This is a genomic window from Microbacterium galbum (assembly GCF_032464915.1).
In the GTDB taxonomy this organism is placed as follows: Bacteria; Actinomycetota; Actinomycetes; order Actinomycetales; family Microbacteriaceae; genus Microbacterium; species Microbacterium galbum.
Map to the genome: position 1 here is coordinate 707,460 of NZ_JAWDIS010000002.1, position 19,258 is coordinate 726,717.

The 19,258-nt window shown below is 72.4% G+C and carries 16 protein-coding genes; 10 read left to right on the forward strand and 6 right to left on the reverse strand.

Translation table 11 applies throughout. The features are described 5' to 3' along the window. From RWH45_RS12615 to RWH45_RS12630, 4 genes are all read right to left on the reverse strand, one after another. Entirely contained in the window at positions 1-1,392 is a 1,392-nt protein-coding gene (locus RWH45_RS12615; protein WP_315995230.1) for an FGGY-family carbohydrate kinase, read from the reverse strand. After that, positions 1,389-2,426: a class I mannose-6-phosphate isomerase gene (locus RWH45_RS12620; RefSeq protein ID WP_315995231.1), complete on the reverse strand. Its 1,038-nt coding sequence runs from the start codon at positions 2,424-2,426 to the stop codon at positions 1,389-1,391. Before RWH45_RS12620 ends, RWH45_RS12615 begins: the two co-directional genes overlap by 4 nt. Further along, the gene (locus tag RWH45_RS12625; protein WP_315995232.1) at positions 2,426-3,718 is read right to left on the reverse strand and encodes a LacI family DNA-binding transcriptional regulator; all 1,293 of its coding nucleotides are present in this window, start codon (positions 3,716-3,718) and stop codon (positions 2,426-2,428) included. The genes RWH45_RS12620 and RWH45_RS12625 overlap by 1 nt, the downstream gene beginning before the upstream one ends. 85 nt (positions 3,719-3,803) lie before the next feature. Then, on the reverse strand, positions 3,804-4,835 hold the full coding sequence (locus RWH45_RS12630) for a DUF4432 family protein (protein ID WP_315995233.1): 1,032 nt from the start codon (positions 4,833-4,835) through the stop codon (positions 3,804-3,806). Between the two features lie 94 nt (positions 4,836-4,929). Here RWH45_RS12630 and RWH45_RS12635 point away from each other — a divergent pair, with 94 nt between their 5' ends. The 3 genes from RWH45_RS12635 (at position 4,930) to RWH45_RS12645 (ending at position 8,060) form a co-directional block, all read left to right on the forward strand. Continuing rightward, entirely contained in the window at positions 4,930-5,769 is an 840-nt protein-coding gene (locus RWH45_RS12635; RefSeq protein WP_315995234.1) for a class I fructose-bisphosphate aldolase, read from the forward strand. Continuing rightward, positions 5,766-6,920 carry a Gfo/Idh/MocA family protein gene (locus RWH45_RS12640; RefSeq protein WP_315995235.1) on the forward strand — a complete coding sequence of 385 codons (1,155 nt, stop codon included), beginning with the start codon at positions 5,766-5,768 and terminating at the stop codon, positions 6,918-6,920. Before RWH45_RS12635 ends, RWH45_RS12640 begins: the two co-directional genes overlap by 4 nt. A gap of 144 nt (positions 6,921-7,064) precedes the next feature. Next, positions 7,065-8,060, forward strand: a complete 996-nt coding sequence (locus RWH45_RS12645; RefSeq protein ID WP_315995236.1) for a LacI family DNA-binding transcriptional regulator — start codon at positions 7,065-7,067, stop codon at positions 8,058-8,060. A 23-nt stretch (positions 8,061-8,083) separates the two neighbouring features. Here the strand turns inward: RWH45_RS12645 and RWH45_RS12650 are convergent, their stop codons facing one another. Next, the gene (locus RWH45_RS12650; protein ID WP_315995237.1) at positions 8,084-9,424 is read right to left on the reverse strand and encodes an O-antigen ligase family protein; all 1,341 of its coding nucleotides are present in this window, start codon (positions 9,422-9,424) and stop codon (positions 8,084-8,086) included. Between the two features lie 31 nt (positions 9,425-9,455). Between RWH45_RS12650 and RWH45_RS12655 the strand changes: the two genes are divergently transcribed. The 3 genes from RWH45_RS12655 (at position 9,456) to RWH45_RS12665 (ending at position 13,388) form a co-directional block, all read left to right on the forward strand. Next, positions 9,456-10,898 carry an oligosaccharide flippase family protein gene (locus RWH45_RS12655; protein WP_315995238.1) on the forward strand — a complete coding sequence of 481 codons (1,443 nt, stop codon included), beginning with the start codon at positions 9,456-9,458 and terminating at the stop codon, positions 10,896-10,898. 161 nt (positions 10,899-11,059) lie between these two features. Then, on the forward strand, positions 11,060-12,247 hold the full coding sequence (locus RWH45_RS12660) for a nucleotidyltransferase family protein (protein WP_315995239.1): 1,188 nt from the start codon (positions 11,060-11,062) through the stop codon (positions 12,245-12,247). A 136-nt stretch (positions 12,248-12,383) separates the two neighbouring features. Beyond that, positions 12,384-13,388, forward strand: coding sequence for a glycosyltransferase family 4 protein (locus RWH45_RS12665; RefSeq protein WP_315995240.1), 1,005 nt, complete (start codon positions 12,384-12,386; stop codon positions 13,386-13,388). A gap of 12 nt (positions 13,389-13,400) precedes the next feature. Here the strand turns inward: RWH45_RS12665 and RWH45_RS12670 are convergent, their stop codons facing one another. Then, positions 13,401-14,486, reverse strand: a complete 1,086-nt coding sequence (locus RWH45_RS12670; protein WP_315995241.1) for a glycosyltransferase family 4 protein — start codon at positions 14,484-14,486, stop codon at positions 13,401-13,403. A 140-nt stretch (positions 14,487-14,626) separates the two neighbouring features. Here RWH45_RS12670 and RWH45_RS12675 point away from each other — a divergent pair, with 140 nt between their 5' ends. The 4 genes from RWH45_RS12675 (at position 14,627) to RWH45_RS12690 (ending at position 19,139) form a co-directional block, all read left to right on the forward strand. Continuing rightward, positions 14,627-15,529, forward strand: a complete 903-nt coding sequence (locus tag RWH45_RS12675) for an SDR family oxidoreductase (RefSeq protein WP_315995242.1) — start codon at positions 14,627-14,629, stop codon at positions 15,527-15,529. Positions 15,530-15,746: 217 nt separating this feature from the next. Further along, complete coding sequence (locus RWH45_RS12680; RefSeq protein WP_315995243.1) at positions 15,747-17,141, forward strand: alpha/beta hydrolase; 1,395 nt, start codon at positions 15,747-15,749, stop codon at positions 17,139-17,141. Continuing rightward, positions 17,138-18,691: a GMC family oxidoreductase gene (locus RWH45_RS12685; RefSeq protein WP_315995244.1), complete on the forward strand. Its 1,554-nt coding sequence runs from the start codon at positions 17,138-17,140 to the stop codon at positions 18,689-18,691. Before RWH45_RS12680 ends, RWH45_RS12685 begins: the two co-directional genes overlap by 4 nt. A gap of 103 nt (positions 18,692-18,794) precedes the next feature. Then, positions 18,795-19,139: a LysR family transcriptional regulator gene (locus RWH45_RS12690; protein ID WP_315995245.1), complete on the forward strand. Its 345-nt coding sequence runs from the start codon at positions 18,795-18,797 to the stop codon at positions 19,137-19,139. The last annotated feature ends 119 nt before the right edge of the window (positions 19,140-19,258 follow it).

The following is a 19,258-nucleotide window of genomic DNA, read 5'->3' on the forward strand; positions in this document are numbered from 1 at the left end:
TCAGCTCCTTTCCGTGGTGAGAAGAGGGGAGGAGAGGAACGTCTCGGCGACGTCCTCGAAAGAGCGGGGGTCGACGGCGAACGCGGCGAAGAGCGCGGCGCCGTACGCGGTGCCCTCGTCGTGGGTGGACACCGTGACCGCGGGCAGCAGCGCCGAGCGCGAGCGCACGACGGATGCCATCGACGACCAGCCGCCGGTGAGCACCGTGGACGTGGGCGGGGCCACCTCGCGGTCCATCACGGCCATGCATTCGGCGAGCATGTCGTTGCCGTGGCGCAGCGACGCCGCGAACAGCTCGGCGGGACTGAGCCCGTCGCTCTGCGCGACGATCTTCAGCACGCCGTCGTCGTTGCGGGCGCCCGAGACGGCGAGTCCGGCATCCGAGACGGTGCCGGCGACGGGCAGCCCCATGGTCTCGTCGTCGATGCGCGCCCGGCCCACGGCATCCGTGATCCCGAGCAGCTGCAGCACGCGGCGCATGAGCAGACCCGACTTGGTCCCGGCCAGCAGCACGTACTTGCCGGGGATGACGTGGCGGACGCAGTTGATTCCGGCGCGCGCGAGGCGCTCGCGGGCGTCGAATGCGAGGGTGTCGTCGAGCACGCGCACGAGGGCTTCGGCGGTGCCCATCGAGTCGTACAACTGCCCCGTGTGCGTGGCGCCGGCGGCGACCGCCGAGACGAGGTGGTCGTGCCCCGCGACGGTGAGGGCCGCGCCCCGGAAGCCCGCGGGCAGCAGCGGGTCGGTGATCGTCCCCACCGCTTCGCCCGCACTGACGAGAGTCCCGAGGATCGCCTCGTCGACGCCGAGCACATCCAGCGCCGCCTGCCAGGGGGTGCTGTCGTCCTGGTCGATGAGCCCGGTGCGCGACACGAGCGAGTACTCGGCCACGCGCGGTCCGCCCAGGGCGTGCACGACGTACTCGGGCACGTTCAGGAAGGTGGTCCCCCGCAGCTCCACGCCCTCGTCGCGCAGGTGGAGGAGTTTCGAGAGGGATGCCAGGGGCCCGACGGGCAGGCCGGTTCGCCCGAGGAACTCGGCGCGGAACGCGTCGGGCGTCGCCATGATCTGCGCAGCCCCGCGCGGGTCGAACCACGCCATGATCGGCGCGAGCGCGGTGCCGTCGGCATCGAGCAGCACTCCCGCCTCGGCCATTCCCGACACTCCGAGCGCCAGGATGCGGTATCCGCCCTCCAGCCGCGCGTCCGCCTCGGCGGCGAGGTCGCGCACGACCGCGATGGCCTGCGCGGCGGTCATCTCGGCTCGACCGTGGTCGAGGTTCGTCCAGGGCGACCGGCGGCTCACCACGAGCACCTGGCGTCCGTCGGGCGTGGCCACCAGCAGCTTGGTGCTGGTCGAGCCCATGTCGACGCCGACGACGTAGTCGGTCATCGCACCCCACCCCCGCGCAGGGTTCCGGGCCACCCGGCGCCGGGGGCGGCGACGAGCACCTCGGCCTCGCCGGTCAGACGCCACGCCCCGAAGGCGTGGGGCACGGCGTAGACCTGGCCGCGCTCGACATCGACCGACGCCGTATCCGACACGAGCGCCCCCGACCCCTCGCGCACGAGCACGACGGCGAAACCGGCCTCGCGCGCCGCGGTCTCTCCCGCGGCGTCGAAGAGGCGGAAGTACGGGTCGGCGACCGCGGGGAGCAGCGAGCGGAAGTCCGCCCCCGCCGGGGTCGTCCCGGCGGTGCTGGTCAGGGCGTCGAGGGCAGCGGCATCCAGCTTCTCGGTCGACACCGAGGGCATGACGGCGTCGAAGCCGAGGTCGAGGTGCGACTCCTCGCGGGTCGAGGTCGTGACCGACCACTCCAGCAGGATCGAGAAGTCGGTGGGTTCCTGCACTTCGGCGACGAAGATGCCGCCGTCGATCGCGTGCACGGTGCCGGCGGGCACGAGCACGCCCATCCCCGGTCGCACGACGACGCGGTTCATGCGCGAGAGCATCCACTCACTGTCCTGCGCGTCGCGGCGGCGGTCGAGTTCGTCGCGGTCGACGGACTGGTTCCAGCCGACGTGCACGGCGCAGTCGTCCTCGGTCTCGAGCACGTACCAGGCCTCGGTCTTGCCGTAGGGGCAGTCGAGGTGGGCGGCGGCGAAGTCGCGGCCCGGGTGCACGTGGACGGGGAGGCGCTGACGCGCGTCGAGGAGCTTGACCAGGATGCCGAGATCCGCGGCATCCCGTCCTCCGCGCGCCCCCACCCACGCGGCACGATCCCCCGCCACGAGGTCACGCAGGACATCGCCGTCGTCGGTGACCGCGAGGCCGACCTCGTCGGATCCGAAGCGCGAGACGGTCGAGCCGAGCCACTCCTCGGGCTGTCGGTCGGTCTGGGGCACGATGCCGCGGAGGGCGGCGATGCGATCGCCGCCGCGGTAGAAGTGCTGCACGGGGTTGGGCGGCAGGAGGACGGGCTTCATCACGGGGCTCCGATGGGGGCTGCGGCCGACACGTCGGCGTCGCCGGCCGGCTGGGGGTGGACGAGGGCGAGGGCCGTCGCCGCGAGGGCGGCGGCGGGTTCGGAGAGAACGGGGAGAGGGGCGGCGTCGGGCGAGGGATCCCCCGCGACCACGCCGGCGGCGTCAGCGGATGCCTCCGAGCCCGCCGAGCGCACCGCGACCCCAGCCGTGGCCCCTGAGCCCGTCGAAGGGTCCGCCGCGGTGCCCGTCGGTGGTTCGACCTCGCCCGACCCCCGGGGCACGAGCCGCGTCGGCACGACGATGCGCACCGGCCCCTCGTCGGGCCGCTCAGCCCGCTCGCGCAGCCGCCGGAACGCGGCGGCACCGAGCAGACGCGGGTCGTGGTCGACGTACGTGATGCCGGGCTCGAGCACCTCGGCGAGCGTGAAGTCGCCGAACGAGACGAGCGCCGGCATGCGCAGCCCCCGCGCGCGGATGGCGCGGACCGTGCCGATGGCCGCCAGGCTCGTCGCGCACAGCAGCGCGGTGGGAGCGTCGTCGCGCTCGAGCAGGAGCGCTGCCTCGGCGGCGTCGCCCGAGCCGAACCGCTCGTGCGTCACCACGAGCGACGGGTCGAAGGGCAGTCCCGCCGCCTCGAGAGCCGACCGGTAGCCGGCGAGCCGGTCGCTCACCGTGGGGTACGACACGTCCTCGCGCATGAAGGCCACGCGACGATGGCCGCGCGCGATCAGGGCGGTGGTGGCCTCGACGGCCGCACCGACGTCGTCGATGACGACCGCGTCGATTCCCTCCCGCGCCCGGTCGACGGTCACGACGGGGAAGCGCGCGCCGAGACCGGCGAGCGTCTCCGCCTCCACCTCGACGGGGGCGACGATGAGTCCGGCCAGACGGTGACCGGTCAGGCGGTCGAGCTGCGTGCGCTCGCGCGCCGCGTCGTATCCGGTGCTGGCGAAGATGACGCTCAGTCCCTCGGCGACCGCGAGCTCCTCGACGACGCTCACGAAGGCGGCGAAGAACGGGTCGGAGATGGCGTCGATCAGGATGCCGACGGTGTCGGCCGCACGTCGCTTGAGCTCCCGGGCGCTCCGGTCGGGCACGAAGCCCAACGCCTGCACCGTCTGCCGCACGCGGTCGCGGGTCTGCGGCAGCACGCCCGGCTCGTCGTTGATGACGCGCGAGACGGTCTTGGGGCTGACGCCCGCCGCGGTGGCGACGTCGATGAGACGAGCGCGGGGGCGGGGCGCCGGGGCCTCGCCGACCGTGGTCGCGGCCACCGTCTCGTCGTGCGTCATCGCATCTCCGACATCGTTGTCATTCGGGGCGAAACCCAGGGCCGGGCTTCGATGGAGTCATCCTGCGACTACGTGGACAACGTTGTCAAGTCTCGGATCGGTCACGGATGACATCGATGTCGAGACCCAGCTCCCACGAGGCGCCCGGCGCGAGGGCGCGCAGCAGCCCCGCGGCGCGCGCGTCGGCACGACCGAGGATCGTCGCCGCGGTGGCAGGCTCGACCCCCAGCACCGATCCGTCGTCCTGCGCCACGCGCCACTGGAACATCGCCGGCAATGAGGCGGTGTCGAAACCGATGCGGATGCCGAGCCCCGACGTCGCGACGACCTCCGCGCTCACCCGCCGGTCCGCCGGCAGATCATGGCGGAACACCTGCTCCGGATACTCGGACGCCGGCGCGGGGAACTCCGCCCAGGTCGCTGCCCCGGCCGCCGCGGCCGCGTCGCGCGGAAGAACGCGCCCCGCCGGAGACCGCAACAGCGTCCCCTCGTCCACGAGGGGCCAGCCGAGGTTCACGTGGTAGAGCACCATCGGCTCGACGGGACCCGCCCCGCGGTTGACGATCTCGTCCCGCAGCTCGATCCGCGCCTCGCCGAGCGGCACGCGCACGCGGCGACGCAGCTCCAGGTGCGCGCCGAGCACGGTGGCCTCCACCACGGTCGCCTCGACGACCACGGCATCCGCGCCGACTTCCGCTCGCCGGACGGATGCCGACAGCCCGCTGTAGCGACCGTGCTGCGGGTGGTCGCCCTCGGCGTCCGACGACGGCGGCCCGAACGAGAGCAGGCCGCACGTCGTGACGAGCCCTCCCCCGAACGACGCGCCGAAGCCGCTCGCGCCCGGCCGCGGCCACCCCGTGGGAGACACCCACGCGAGCGGGACGCCGCGATACCGCACCTGCCCGATGTCGAGCCCGCGGTCGGGCAGCAGCTCGATGTCGAGGTCTCCGGCGACGACCCGGAGGCGCCGGGTCCCGGCATCCGGTCCGTCGGTGCGCAGCGACTGCTCCACCGACGCGACCTGCGCCGCTGAGCCCGCGCGCCGGAGCGCCTCGTCGATCGATCGTCCGTACAGCTCACCCATGAGCTCCGCCTTCCTCGCCGTGCTGCGCCTCACGGTAGCAGCGATTGACAACGTTGTCTTGCCCCCGCATACTGACCGTCGAGCGCAGAGCCGCGCCCCGACCCGACGTCTCGGAGACCCACACCCCATGTCGAAACCCCGCCTCAACCGCCTCTTCAACGCGCGCTCCGGTCGCGCGTTCGACGTCGCCGTCGACCACGGCGCGTTCCACGAACCCTCGTTCCTGACCGGCATCGAAGACATGGCGAAGACCGTCGCCACCCTCGTCGACGCCGGCCCCGATGCGGTGCAGCTCACCCTCGGCCAGGCCCCGCTGCTGCAGTCCTTCCCCGGCAAGCAGAAGCCCGGGCTCGTGCTGCGCACCGACATCGCGAACGTCTACAACGACCCGCTCGAGGCGCCTCTGCACAGCATCCACGTGCCCGACGCCATCGAAGTGGCGGTCCGCCTGGACGCCGTGGCCGTGTGCGTCAACCTGCTCGACCTGCCCGGAGAGCCCCAGGTGCGCGAACAGTGCATCCGCTCGATCCTGGCGCTGCGCACCGACGCCGAGAAGTACGGGATGCCGCTGATGATCGAGCCCCTCGTGATGCAGACCAAGCCCGGCAGCGGCGGATACGGCGTCGACGGCGACACCGCCAAGGTCGTCACCCTCGTCCGTCAGGCGCGCGAACTCGGCGCCGACCTCATCAAGGCCGACCCCACCGACGACATCGGCGACTACCACCGCGTCATCCAGGCCGCCGGCGACACCCCCGTGCTCGTGCGCGGCGGCGGGCGCGTCGACGACCGCACGCTGCTCGAGCGCACGCAGGCGGTCCTCGAGCAGGGCGCCCGCGGCATCGTCTACGGCCGCAACGTCATCCAGCACCGCGACCCGGCGGGCATCACCGCCGCCCTCATGGCCGTCGTGCACGAGAACGCTTCGGTCGACGAGGCGCTCGCCCTGATCGGCGGTGCGGCATGACCGGCAAGAAGATCGGCGTCGGCATCATCGGCGGCGGCCTCATGGGGCGTGAGATCGCCGCGGCGCTCCGCCGCTGGCCCGCCCTCGTCGACCACCCGGCAGAGCCCGAGCTCGTCGCGGTGTGCGACATCAACCCCGCGGCGCTCGAATTCTTCGAACGCATCGACACCGTGCAGCTCACGACGACCGACCACCACGAGCTGCTCGCCGACCCACGCGTCGACGTCGTCTACATCGCCGTCCGGCACGACCTGCATGAGCGTCTCTACGTCGACACCGTGCGCGCGGGCAAGGCGCTGCTGGCCGAGAAGCCGTTCGGCATCGATCAGGCCGCAGCCGACGCCGTCGTCGCGGCCATCGCCGAGACCCCGGAGTCCTTCGTCCGCGTGTCGAGCGAGATGCCGTTCTTCCCCGGCGCGCAGTGGGCCGTCGACTACGTGCGGTCCGGCGCCCTCGGCCGCATCGTCGAGGCGAAATGCACCTTCCTGCACTCCAGCGACATCGACGTGAACAAGCCCCTCAACTGGAAGCGGCAGAAGCAGTTCTGCGGCGACGCGGGAGTGCTCAACGACCTGGGCATGCACACGTGGCACGTCCCTCTGCGCCTGGGCTGGACGCCCGAGAGAGTCGTCGGCATCCTGCAGGACATCGTCACCGAGCGCCCCGGTCCCGACGGCTCGCCGCAGCCCTGCGACACGTGGGACAACGCCGTCATCCACTCCTGGGCCCGCCACGAGGGCGCACCCTTCCCCCTCACGACCGAGACCAAGCGCATCGCGCCGGGCCAGAAGAACACCTGGGAGTTCGAAGCCATCGGCATGTCCGGCGGCGTCCGCTTCAGCACGAAGAACCCGAAGCAGGTCGAGGTGTTCGCCTTCGTCGACGTGCCCGGCGTCGGCCGGGAGCAGAGCTGGCAGAGCGTCGACGCCGGCAGCCAGTCGGTGTGGCCCACGGTGACGGGTCCGAACTTCGAATCCGGATTCTCGGATGCCATCCTGCAGATGTGGGCGGCCTTCCTCGCCGAGTACGTGGGCGAGCTCGGCGACGGGTTCGGCTGCGTCCGCCCCGAAGAGGCGGCGCTCACCCACCGTCTGTTCGCCGCGGCGATCGCCTCGCACGAGACCGGCACGCTGGTGGCCCCCACCGCCTGACCCCCTCGATTGTCCACGACACGCCGCCTCCCTCCCCGCGACGCGGCGCGTCGTGGACACTCGACAGTCGGTCGCCTCCGCGTCGGCGGCCGGGATCCCTATGCTCGGAGGATGCCGTCCGACGGCATCCACCCGAGGAGACGCATGCGAAAGACCGGCCGGCCGACGATGGTCGACGTCGCGGCAGAGGCGGGCGTCAGCTTCAAGACGGTCTCGCGGGTCATCAACGGCCAGCCCAACGTCGACCCCGCGATGGCGGAGCGCGTGCTCGCCGCGGTCGATCGCCTCGGCTACCACCGCAACGCCCTCGCCGCCAGTCTGCGCTCCGGTGACCGCGACACGGTCGGCTTCATCGCCGCCGATCTGTCGAACACGTTCTACATGTCGGTCGCCGCCGCCGTCTCGTCGGTCGCCTCCCGCGAGCGCATGCACCTGGTGATGGCATCCAGCGAAGAGGATGCCGCGACCGAGCGCACCCTCGCTCTCGACCTCTGCCAGCGCCAGGTCGGCGGTCTCATCGTGGTGCCGACGGCCGATGACCACTCCTACCTGCAGCGCGAGGTCGAGCTCGGCACCCCGGTCGTGTTCCTCGACCGCCCGGGCAGCGGCATCCCCGCCGATGCGATCCTCCTCGACAACCGCGGGGGTGCGCGCGCCGCGGTCGCCGAGCTGCTCGAGGCCGGGCACCAGCGCGTCGCCGTCCTCCTCGACGCGCGGAGCATCTTCACGATGGCCGAGCGCTGGGCCGGCGTCGAAGAAGCCTTCGCCGCCGCCGGGCGCGCGGCCGACCCCGCCCTCGTTGTCGACGGGCTCCACACCCCGGCCGTCGCGCGCGACGCCATGCTCCGCCTGCTCGACTCCGACGCCCCGCCCACCGCCGTGTTCTGCGCCAACAACCGCGTCACGATCGGTGTCCTCGAGGCGATCCTCCCCCGTGGCGCCGACATCGCCCTCGCGGGCTTCGACGACTTCGAGCTGTCCCATCTGCTTCCGCGCCGCATCCGCATCGTCGACTACGACGTCTCCGGGCTCGGTCGCCTCGCCGCCGAGACCCTGCTCGCGCGTCGCAACGCCCCGGCGACCGGCTCGCACACGCATCTCGTGCCGACGCACCTGGTCGACCGGGGCGGCGTCCGCTGACAGCCGCGCGCGCGTGACCCGCCTCAGCGGGCGCGCCGGCGGAGAGCGGCGCGCGTGAGCGGGGCGACCGGGGCGTCTGCGGCAGCAGACCGGGCGAACGCCTCCTCCTCCCGTTCGATCCAGGGCCGGCCCGCCACGACGACGAGCGGGACCAGCACGGATGCCGACAGCGGACTCCACCCGACGAGCTCCATCGGCGTCTCCGTCGCCCCGATCACGAGCAGGCCGATGACGAAGGCGATGCCGACCGCGCGTTCCCGAGCCGACGGATGCCGCAGCGCCGAGACGAACGCTGCGACGATCAGCACGCCGCCGGTGAGGGCGACCACCGCCCCGCCCTGCACCATCGTCGTCAGCGCGAGATTGTGCGCGTGACTGGCGGCGCTGGAGAGCACGTTGCGCAGCAACGGGTAGTTGTCGGCGAACCAGTGCGCGCCGAGCCCGAACATCCCGTGACCACCGAGCTGCCCGCGGTCGAAGATCCAGATCGCGCCGCGGTAGGTGTAGGCGTCCGGATCGGTCTCGGTGAAGGGCAGCCAGAAGACCGCGAACACCGAGGTGAGGAAGCCGACGACGGCGACGGGGAGGAAAGCCGCCCGGGGAAGCAGTCGAGCGAGCAGCATGACGGCCAGGACCGCCCCCGCCCCGGCGAGCGCGGTCCGCGACGACGACAGCACGAGCGCGGCGCAGATGACCGCCACGAGCAGCAGGCGCACCAGGAGACGGCGGGCGAGGAACGCGCACGGAAGGGAGAGCGCAAGGAACATGCCGAACGTGTTCGAGTGCGAGAAGATCCCGGCGAGCAGTGGCGCGCCCGTCAGCGACTTGTCGAACGTGCCGATGCCGCCGGAGACGAGCACCTTCGAGGGGACGACGACGAACGCGAGGATCGACGCGCCCGCCACGACGGCGCCGACATGGCCGAGGATCGCCAGGTCGGGCATTTTCACCCGCACACTCACCAACAAGGCCCCCACCGCCGAGGTGATGAGCAGGCCGAGCGTGGGTGACCGGCCGTGGACGAACTCGTTCGCCGCGAGCATCAGACCGGGCGCGATCGCCAGAAGCAGGGGCGGCCCTTCGACCCGCCAGAAGAGCAAGACGACGAAGGTCGCCGCGATGGCGATCGCCGGGACGACGACGGCACCCAGGTCGTCGAGGGCCGCCGCCACGGCGACCGTGGAGGTCTTCCCCTCCACGTAGTGCTGTCGGTCGCCCAGGAGGGTCTCCACGATCGGCGAGGCGAGGGAGTACAGCCCCACCACGATCACCATCAGACGGCGCGCACGGAGGGAGTCCGCTAACCCCCGCTTCGGGAAGTCGGCGCCCCCGGGAACGGCTCGAGGGGTGGTTAGCGTGCTCACGGCCGCCACCGTATTGCGCAAGGAGCCCTCCGTGACCACCACCGACGTCGTCGCCCCCCGGAGGAGAGGGGCGTTCCTGCTGCTCGGGGCGCAGTGGGGGCGGTACCTCTCGCAGGTGCTCGGGATCGTCATCCTCGCGCGGCTGGTCGGCCCGGGCGATTTCGGCATCGTGGCGCTCGGCGCCTCGGTGGCGGGGCTCGCGGCCGTGCTCGGGGACTTCGGCCTCAGCATGGCGGCGTTGCGCGCTCCCGCCCTCACCGACCGACAGCGCACGAACCTGTTCTGGATGAACACCGGCATCGGCACCGCGGCCGCGGGTCTGGTCGCCGGGGTCGCCCCGGCCTTCGCCGCCGTCTTCGACGACACACGGCTGGTCGTCGTGCTCCTCCTGCTCGCGCCCGCGTTCCTCCTGCGCTCGGCGAGCGCGCAGCTCCGCGTGGAGTTGAACCGGTCGGGTCGACTCGAAAGGCTCGCCGGGTCAGAACTCGCGGGCGACCTGTCGGGACTCGCGGGCGCCGTCGTCCTGGCCCTGCTGGGCGGGGGCTACCTCGCCCTCGCCCTGCAGGGAACGCTGGCCGCCGCGGTCACCCTGGCGGTGGCGTTCGCGTGCACGACGTGGCGGCCCGGTCTCCCCCGTCGCGGAGCGGACATGCGCGGGCTCCTCGCGTTCGGCGGGAACACCTTCGTCGTGCACGCCCTGAACTACGCCTCCACCAACGTGGGCACGCTGATGATCGCGCGGTCCGCCTCCGACCAGGTGATCGGCTTCTACAACCGGGCGACACAGCTCGTGAACCTCCCGATCGACCAAGTGATCACCCCTCTCACGCGCGTCGTCATCCCTCACCTCGCGGGTGCGACCTCGGCATCCGATCTGGGCACGCGACTTGCGAAGTTCCAGGTCGTGCTCTGCTATCCCGCCTTCGCCTACCTCAGCCTGTTCGTCGCCGCGGCGCCCCCCGCCATCGAGGTGGTGCTCGGGCCCGCGTGGACGCCGGCCGCGGCGTTCGTCCCGGTGCTGGCCGTCGGCGCGCTGTTCCAGACCCTCGGCTACCCCCAGTACTGGGCGTTCGTGTCCACCGGTCGATCCGCCCTGCTCCTGGCCTCCGAGGCGGCGGGACGCCTCGCCATGATCGCCCTGGCGATCGGGCTCGCGCCCCTCGGCCCCCTCGCGGTGGCGACGGCGGTCGCGGCCGGGCAGTTCCTGTTGTGGGTCGCGGCGGCCGTCGTCTTCCTGCCGCGCACGGGGGTGCCGTCGTGGCCGCTCGTTCGCGCCGGACTGCGACCCATCGCGATCTTCGCCACGGCACTGGCGGCCTCGACCCTGGTCGATCAGCTGTTCTCGGCCTCCTTCGTCGCCCTCGCCCGCCTCTGCGCCATCGTCGGCGTCTGGGGCGTCGTCGTGACAGCGCTGATCCTGCTCGCCGGCCGTCGCGACCTGCGCGTCATCGCCGGGAGCCTCAGACGTCCGTGACGGCTCCGCGCGTCACGAGACCGCGGGTGAGGTGCGTCGCAAGACAGGACCACGGGGCGGGTGATCCCCCTGACGGACGACTGCTCCTGGGGCGCATACCCGCCTCGACCCCTCCCTGAAGACGCCACAGTGGGGGTTTCCCTTCCTCGCCCCGGAGCAGCATGACGTCCACCGCCTCGCCCGTCATCGCCTGGACGGCGATCGCCGCCGGCGTCCTGGACGTCCGCGCGTCGCCGGCCTTCGGCGCAGAGGCCGAGATCCTCCTCCTCCCCGCGCTGCCCGCCGAGGCGTTCTGCCTCACCTCGATCGGAGCGGCGCTGTGGCGACGTCTCGTCGAAGACGGGCCGCTCGCCCCCCACCACGTCTCTCCCGCGGAAAGAGCCCTCCTGGAAGAGATGGAGGAGCACGCGATCGTCGCCCGCGATCCGACGCACCGCGCCCGCGTGCACCGGATCGACCGGCCGACGATGTCGTCGCCCTTCCACGAGCTGGTCCACGCGCTGGTGGCGCACGTCGCGGACGAACGCGGCATCCGGTGCGTCTTCATCAAGGGGCCGACGCTGCACCGGCAAGGACTGCGGACCCGCGAGCACTCCGGCGACGTCGACCTGTGGTGCGCGCCCGACCGATGGGATGATCTCGCCGACGCGCTGCAGGCGTGGGGATGGGAGCGGGAGCCCCACCCCTGGAGGGGCGCCCAGGCCCACCACACCATCACGATGAAACCGACGGGCTGGGGCTGCGAGATCGACGTCCATCGACGCATGCCGGGGCTCACCCTCGACGACGCCGATGCCTTCGCTCTCTTGATGAGGGATGCCGCCGCCGTGCGATTCGCGGGTGCCGAGGTGCTCGTGCCCCGGGCCGACGCGCACGCGGTGCTGGCGGCGCTGCACGCCGTCCGTCCGGAGATCGGTCGCCCGCGGCCCGCGGGAGCTCATGCCGTCGCCGTCGATCTGCTGACCCGCGCGACCGGATCGATCGCCGCCGCGCGGGAGATGGGTGCCGTCCCGGCGCTGCTCGACGAGCTGCGCGAGATCGATCCAGGAACGGACTTCTCACAGGATGCCGGGGGCACGCCGCGCGACTGGGAGTGGCGTCGTCAGCCGACACGGGCGCGCGCGTACTGGATCGCTCTGCGCGACGAGCCCCCGCTGGTCCTGCTCCGCTGCGCGGTGAGATCGCTGTGGGCGCCCGACGACGTCGCCCTCGCCTCGGCCCGCCGCCGGGGAGAGCCGACGACGAGCGTCGTTCGCGCCCGTTATCGACGCGTGAAGCGGGGAATCAGCGATCTCGCGCGCACGGTGTGTTCCCCCGCCGGCACCGAGGCCGACGGGACGAGGCGGTGACCCCCGAGCGCGCGAAGCCGACGGGGATCGTGACGGGCACCGGCTCGGATCGACCGAGCCAGAGGGAGAAGGAATCCTGAACGCCAGCAGCACCGTCGTCGTCAACGGGCGGTTCCTCACCCACACCCCGACCGGTGTGCAGCGGTTCGCCCGCGAGGTCACGCGCGCGCTCGCGACGATGCGCCCCGTCACGGTCGTCGCACCCCCGGGCGATCTCATCGACGCCGATCTGGGCGCGGAGATCGTGCAGGTCGGCCGGCTGAGCGGACACGCGTGGGAGCAGGTCGCCCTGCCCCTCCACCTCCGCCGCAGCGGGTCCCCCCTCCTCCTGGGGTTGGCGAACACCGGCCCTGTCGCCTATCGCCCGCAGGTGGTGACGTGTCACGACATCATCTGGGCGCGGCATCCCGAGAGCTTCGCCCGGTCGTTTCGCCTGCTGTACGCGACGATGACGCCGCTGCTTCTGCGCCGGAGCGCCCACGTGCTGACCGTGAGCCCCTTCTCGCGCGGCGAACTCGTCCGGGAGTTCGGCATCGACCCCCGCCGCATCACCGTGGTCGCCAACGCCGTCTCGCCCGCGTTCCACGCCGACGGTCCGGCGCACGACGAGGGCGTCCCGTACGTCCTCGCCGTCTCGTCTCCGAACCGCCACAAGAACTTCGACGCCCTCGTCGCGGCGTTCGAGGCGGCCGACCTCACGCATATCCACCGGCTGCTCATCGTCGGTCAGCAGGCGCGCGCCTTTCACACGCAGGCGACAACGGCCGCTCCGCGGACGCGCGCGCTCGGCCGCGTCGACGACGACGAGCTCATGCGGCTCTACCGCGGCGCCACGGCGTTCGCCTTCCCCTCGTTGTACGAGGGTTTCGGCATCCCCCCGCTCGAAGCGCAGCGCATGGGCACCCCGGTCCTGGCCGCCCGGTCGAGCGCTCTGCCCGACGTGCTCGGCGACAGCGCACTCTGGGTCGACCCGCACGACATCGACGACATGCGCCGCGGGCTCGAGACGCTCGACGGCGATCCGGCTCTGCGCGCCGACCTCGCGCGACGGGGGCGTGAGAACGAGGCGCGCTTCTCCTGGGAGGCCTCCGCCCGCCGGGTCTCCGACGTCATCGACCGGGTCATGACGACGCGGCGGTGACGACGTCGCCCCTCACCCCCAGACGCGCTCCAGCGCGACACGCTGAGACGGCGGTGTGAACCGACCGGCGAGGTAGCGCCCCCACCGCGCGCGATTGTCGGCCGCCCAGTGGTCCAGACGTCCCGCCCGCACCGCCTCGACGAGCCTCGGCATCCCGATGTCCAGACGCACCGCCGGCGGCAGCTCGGGCATGGCCGGGATCGATCGGGCGAGGATGGGGATGCCGCATTCGTACGCATCGAGCACGGCGATCGCCACGGCCGCCTCCCACGCCGCCGTGTGCACGTAGACGTCGAGGCCGGCGAGCTCGGCGGCGACCCCTTCCGGCGACTGCCACCCGGTGACCTCGACGTCATCCGGCGCGTCCTCGGCCCCCTCTCCCCCGCCGATCCACTTCGCCCGCACGTTCACCCCCGGCAGCTCGGCCCGCAGACCGCGGACGACGGAGACGAACGCGTCGGGATCCTTCTGCGGCGCCCAGCGCCCCAGCATCCCCACGGTCACCGTGTCCGCCGTGCTCTCCGACCGGGGCCGCGCGGACGGAGCGCGACTCACCGACGGCACGTTGGGGATGACGAGGAGCCGATCCTCGGGATAGCCGAGGCCTGCGGCGGCGAGCGCCTCCCCGGGGCCGCCTGCCGCCAGGACGTCGGCGCGGGGGCGCAGGATCCTCTCGATCGCCCGGTACAGCATCCGGGCTGCGGCGCCGATGTCGCGACGCTCGAAGGCGAAGCAGTGCGGGGTGTACACGAGCCGCGCTCGTCCCGTCCCGAGCACCCGCGCGTAGACCCCGGGGAAGCTGGAGTGCGCATGTACGACGTCAGGGCGCACATCGGCGACGATCCGGCGCAGCGACGACAGCGCGCGCAACGATGTGGTGACGTCCCAGGCGGCATGGCGGATCTCCCCCACCCCGTTCCCCTCCCGCCAGACCGGAGCCGGAGCGCCGTCGAAATGGGGGGAGGCCACGACGTGCGTCAGACCCGCGGGCGTGTTCGCGATGTAGCTGCGGACGGCGACGGGCACGCCACCGGTCGTGCGGTCCACGAGATGGAGGACGACACGAGGCGGGCGGGGCGGATCGATCGCGGGAGGCACCCCGAGACGGTAGAACCGCACGGCGAGCGTGCGGTCCCGCTCCGAGCGGGCGCCGCCCGGGTGACACGCACCCGTGGGCGCCGCCACCCCGCGCCGTCAAGGCCCGGCCAGGACAGCCGGCCCCTGTCTACCGTCGTCGCATGAGCCACGATCGCGACCAGTTCACCTTCGACAACCCGGTCACGCGCTACGCCCGCGTCGAACCGCCCGTGCAGCACCAGCCCGAGCCGGGGGTGCAGGCCGATATGACGCCCGTGCCCGACCTCGGCGAGAAGACCTATCGCGGCCTCGGACGCCTCACCGGACGCAAGGCCCTCATCACCGGCGGCGACTCGGGGATCGGCGGGGCCGTCGCGATCGCCTTCGCACGCGAGGGCGCCGACGTCGCGATCGTGCACCTGCCCGACGAGCAGCGCGACGCCGACCACATCCTCGACCAGATCCGGGATGCCGGCCGCACCGGCGTCTCGATCGCGACCGACATCACCGACCCGGGCGCGTGCCGCGACCTCGTCGCCCACGCGGCCGAGGCGCTCGGTGGACTGGACATCGTGGTGAACAACGCCGGAAAGCAGGTCATGGTCGAGAAGGTCGACGACCTCTCCGACGAGCAGTTCGAGCAGACGTTCCGCACGAACGTCTTCGCGCCGTTCTGGATCACCAAGGCCGCGCTCGCCCACCTCCCGGAGGGCGGCTCGATCATCAACACCGCGTCTCTCGAGGCCTATGTCCCGGCACCCGACCGCCTCGACTACGCCGCCACGAAGGCGGCGATCAACAACCTGTCGAAGGGCCTCGCGCAGCAGCTCGCCTCCCGCGGCATCCGCGTGAACGTGGTCGCGCCCGGCCCGACCTGGTCGGCGCTGCAGGTGAGCCAGGGGGTCTCCGACGACCAGATGGAGCACTTCGACGACGAGAGCACGTACCAGCGCGCGGGGCAGCCCGCCGAGATCGCGCCCGCGTTCGTCTTCCTGGCATCCGCCGAATCCAGCTACGTCTCGGGCGAGACGCTGAACGTCAACGGCGGCATGGTCACCCCCTGACCCGGCGTCGATGCGCGCCCCGGCCGTCCTTCACCCGACGGCCGGGGCGTTCGTCGTCTCACGGCGGAGATCCCGTCTCGTCGGGCGACGACGGCGCCCGGCGCGGTGAGGCCGCCCGTCCCGACGTCCGACGTTCCGCCCTCGCCGCGCGCTTGCGTAAAACGTTCGGATCCGCAAGCGACCCTTCCCCGACCGCGCGGTACGAAACGGTGAAGACATGTCCGAAGACACCGCCTCCGCTCCCGACGAGGCGCCCCTCACCCTGTACATGCTGCACGCGCTCGGAGCGAGCGCCCGGTCGTTCGACCGTGTGGCCGCGCGACTGGCCGGACGCGTCCGCGTCGTCGGCATCGACCTCCCCGGATTCGGCTCCGAGGCCCCCTCCACCGAGACCGACCTCGCCCACACCGTCGCACACGTCGAGAAGGCGCTCGCGGCGCACGAGGGCGGCCGATGGCTGCTGGGCGGCCACAGCATGGGCGGCAAGATCACGGCTCTCGTGGCCTCCCGCGTCCTCCGCGGAGAGGCGGCCCTGTTCGGCCTGGCCGGCGTCGTCCTCATGGCCCCGTCGCCGCCCCGCCCCGAGCCCATGGACGAGGAGCGGCGTCAGCGCATGCTCTCGTGGGTCGCCGACGGACCGCTCTCCGATGAGGATGCCGAAACCTTCCTCGCCCAGAACGTCGCCGAGCCGCTCGACGCCGAGGCGCACGCGGTGGCCCTCGACGACCTGCGCCGCACCTCTCCCGCGGCGTGGCGCGCGTGGCTCGAGACGGGCAGCACCGTCGACGCCTCGGCCGAAGCGGGCCTGCTCGACCTGCCGGCGCTCGTGCTGGCCGGTGAGGACGACGCCGATCTCGGCTCCGCGGCTCAGCCCGGCCTGCTGGCCTCGGTCTACCCGCGGGCCCGCTTCGTCGCCCTGCCCGACACGGGGCACCTCATCCCCCTCGAGCGCGATGCCGAGGCGGCCGAAGCGATCGCCCGCTTCGTCGATGAGGAGGTGCGGGTCGGCCCCGTCGTCGCCGATGACTGGGCCCGCCTCATCGCCGGTGATCGCGTCGATGACCGAGTACGCGGCATCCTGGCCCGCCGGGCACTGCCCGACGACCGCGGCTACGCGCCCGCGGTGCTCGACCTGGCGCAGTTGACTCTTCTGCGCGAGATCGCCGACCTCGTGGTCCCGCAGGATGGCCTCGCGATCGACATCGCGGCCCGCGTCGACGCACAGTTGGCGCGCGGAGAGGGGGACGGATGGCGCAACGCCGACCTGCCGCCCGACCCCGAGGCGTACCGCGCCGGACTCGACACGCTCGCCGCCGTCTGGCCGACGGACCCCGTCGATCGCGAGAGCATCCTGCGCGCCGCGATCGACGGCGAGAGCACCGCCGAGGGTCCGTTCGACGCGGCACGCCTGAAGGTGTGGCTCGAGGATGTGCGCAACGACCTCGTCCGTCAGTGGCTCGCACACCCCGCGAGCATGGCGCGCGTCGGGTACGACGGGTTCGCCACCGGCGGCTCGCCCATCCGCGGCTACGTGGAGCTGCGGTTGGGACGCCGAGAAGACTGGGAGCCGTCCGGAGTCGGCGGCACGATCGCGACGGGAGACGCCGCATGAACCTCGAAGCCATGCGCACGTTCGCCGATGACGAGACGGTCGACGTCGTCGTCGTCGGGACCGGCGCCGGTGGTGCGCCGCTCACGGCCGAACTGGCCCGCAAGGGGCTCAGCGTCGTCGCCCTCGAGGCCGGGCGCCACTTCGCGCTCGACGATCTGACCCCCGACGAGACCGAAGCGGTCGAGATCAACTGGATGTCGGAACGCCTGAGCGGCGGCGATGACCCCACGGCGTTCGGACCGAACAACAGCGGTCGCGGCGTCGGCGGCTCGATGCTGCACTGGGGCGCCTTCACGCCGCGTCCCGACCGCCGTGATCTCGCCCTCCGCACGGAGTCGGGCGTGGGCCGCGACTGGCCGGTCGACCCCGACGAACTGTTGTCGTACGTCGAGCGCGTCGAGGGCGACATCGGCGTCTCGGGCCCGAATCCCTACCCGTGGGACCCCGGCCGCACCTACGCCTACGCCCCCGCCAAGCGCAACGCGCCCGCGAACCTCGTGGCCAAGGGCTGCGACGCCCTGGGCGTGCGGTGGGCCGATGCCCCCGCCGCGGTGCTCACGCGTGCACGCCTGCAAGACCACCACGGCGAGCGCAGCGCCTGCGTCAACTGCGGAGAGTGCCATCAGGGATGCCGGGTGGATGCCAAAGCCTCCACCGCGAACACCTACCTGCCGGCGGCGGTCGCGGCCGGCGCCGAGATCCGCAGCGAGTCGATGGTGCACGGCATCGAGCTCGACGACCGCGGCCACGTCTCCGCGGTCGTGTACCGCAAGGACGGCGTGGATCGCCGTCAGCGCTGCCGGGCGCTCGTGCTCGCGGGCGGCGGGGTCGAGACCCCGCGTCTGCTGCTGCACACGGGACTGGCCAACGACAACGGTCAGGTGGGCCGCAACTTCCTTGCGCACGGCGCGACCCAGGTGTGGGGACGCTTCGACGAGCCGGTGCGCGGACACCGCGGCTATCCGTCGTCACTCATCTCCGAAGACATGATGCGCCCGGCGGACGCGGATTTCGCGGGCGGCTACCTCGTCCAGAGCCTCGGTGTCATGCCCCTGACCTTCTCGACGACGCTCGTGCGCGGCGGGGGCCTGTGGGGTCCCGAGCTCATGCAGCGGCTCGAGCAGGCGCGCTTCATGGCGGGCATCGGCATCAACGCCGACTGCCTGCCGGCCGACGACAACCGGTTGGTGCTGAGCGACGAGACCGACGAATTCGGCATCCCGCGGGCGCGCGTGAGTTTCACCGCCGGCGAGAACGAGAAGGCGATCGACAAGCACGCGACGGCGTTCATGTTGCGGGTGATGGAGGCCGCCGGCGCGCGCGAGACGATGGTGCTGGCCCGGACGGCCCACACGATCGGCACGTGCCGCATGTCGAGCGATTCCTCGGACGGCGTGGTGGATGCCGACGGCCGCTCCCACGAGATCCCCAACCTGTGGATCTGCGACAACTCCGTCTTCCCTTCGGCGATCGCCGCGAACCCCGCCCTGACGATCATGGCGCTGTCCCTGCGCACCGCCGACCGGTTCCTGGCATCCGCCGCCGCCTGATCCCTCCTTGCCGAGTGTCCAGGACACGCCGTACGCACCCCTCGCGACGCGGCGTGTCCTGGACACTCACCACCACGTGGCTCCGCACGGGAGAATGGATGCCATGAAGCTCGAGCACCTCGTCCGGTTCGCCGCCCTCGCCGAGGAGCTGCACTTCCCGCGCGCGGCCGACAAGCTCGGCATCCCCCTCGCCTCGCTCTACACGACGCTCGACAAGCTCGAGGAGGAGGTGGGCCAGCCGCTGGTGCAGCGCACGGCGCCCACGCGCCTGCTCCCCGCGGGCGCCCTGCTGCTCGAAGAGGCCCACCGGCGCATCGCCGATGCGCCTCCGCCCGCGCCGAAGCAGAAGGCTCCCGGCGGTGGCAAGGCCAAGGCCAACAAGGGCAAGGGTCGCGCGCCGATCGTGAAGGGTCAGCCCAAGCCCTACAAGAAGCGCCAGGGCCGCTGACCCGCGGACCCCTCCTTCGCCCCTTCCGCGGCTGATCGATCTTCGGGTCGACCCGACGCTCACCGCTGCCTGCACCCAGGAACACTGCTCACACGGCATTCCTCGTCACGGGCGGGAGG

Excerpts from the sequence above, each read along its gene's own strand:
- RWH45_RS12675 (WP_315995242.1), top strand. The coding sequence starts at position 14,627 with ATGAGCCACGATCGCGACCAGTTCACCTTCGACAACCCGGTCACGCGC.
- RWH45_RS12620 (WP_315995231.1), bottom strand. The coding sequence starts at position 2,426 with ATGAAGCCCGTCCTCCTGCCGCCCAACCCCGTGCAGCACTTCTACCGC.
- RWH45_RS12635 (WP_315995234.1), top strand. The coding sequence starts at position 4,930 with ATGTCGAAACCCCGCCTCAACCGCCTCTTCAACGCGCGCTCCGGTCGC.
- RWH45_RS12615 (WP_315995230.1), bottom strand. The coding sequence starts at position 1,392 with ATGACCGACTACGTCGTCGGCGTCGACATGGGCTCGACCAGCACCAAG.
- RWH45_RS12685 (WP_315995244.1), top strand. The coding sequence starts at position 17,138 with ATGAACCTCGAAGCCATGCGCACGTTCGCCGATGACGAGACGGTCGAC.
- RWH45_RS12625 (WP_315995232.1), bottom strand. The coding sequence starts at position 3,718 with ATGACGCACGACGAGACGGTGGCCGCGACCACGGTCGGCGAGGCCCCG.
- RWH45_RS12690 (WP_315995245.1), top strand. The coding sequence starts at position 18,795 with ATGAAGCTCGAGCACCTCGTCCGGTTCGCCGCCCTCGCCGAGGAGCTG.
- RWH45_RS12640 (WP_315995235.1), top strand. The coding sequence starts at position 5,766 with ATGACCGGCAAGAAGATCGGCGTCGGCATCATCGGCGGCGGCCTCATG.
- RWH45_RS12645 (WP_315995236.1), top strand. The coding sequence starts at position 7,065 with ATGCGAAAGACCGGCCGGCCGACGATGGTCGACGTCGCGGCAGAGGCG.
- RWH45_RS12660 (WP_315995239.1), top strand. The coding sequence starts at position 11,060 with ATGACGTCCACCGCCTCGCCCGTCATCGCCTGGACGGCGATCGCCGCC.
- RWH45_RS12680 (WP_315995243.1), top strand. The coding sequence starts at position 15,747 with ATGTCCGAAGACACCGCCTCCGCTCCCGACGAGGCGCCCCTCACCCTG.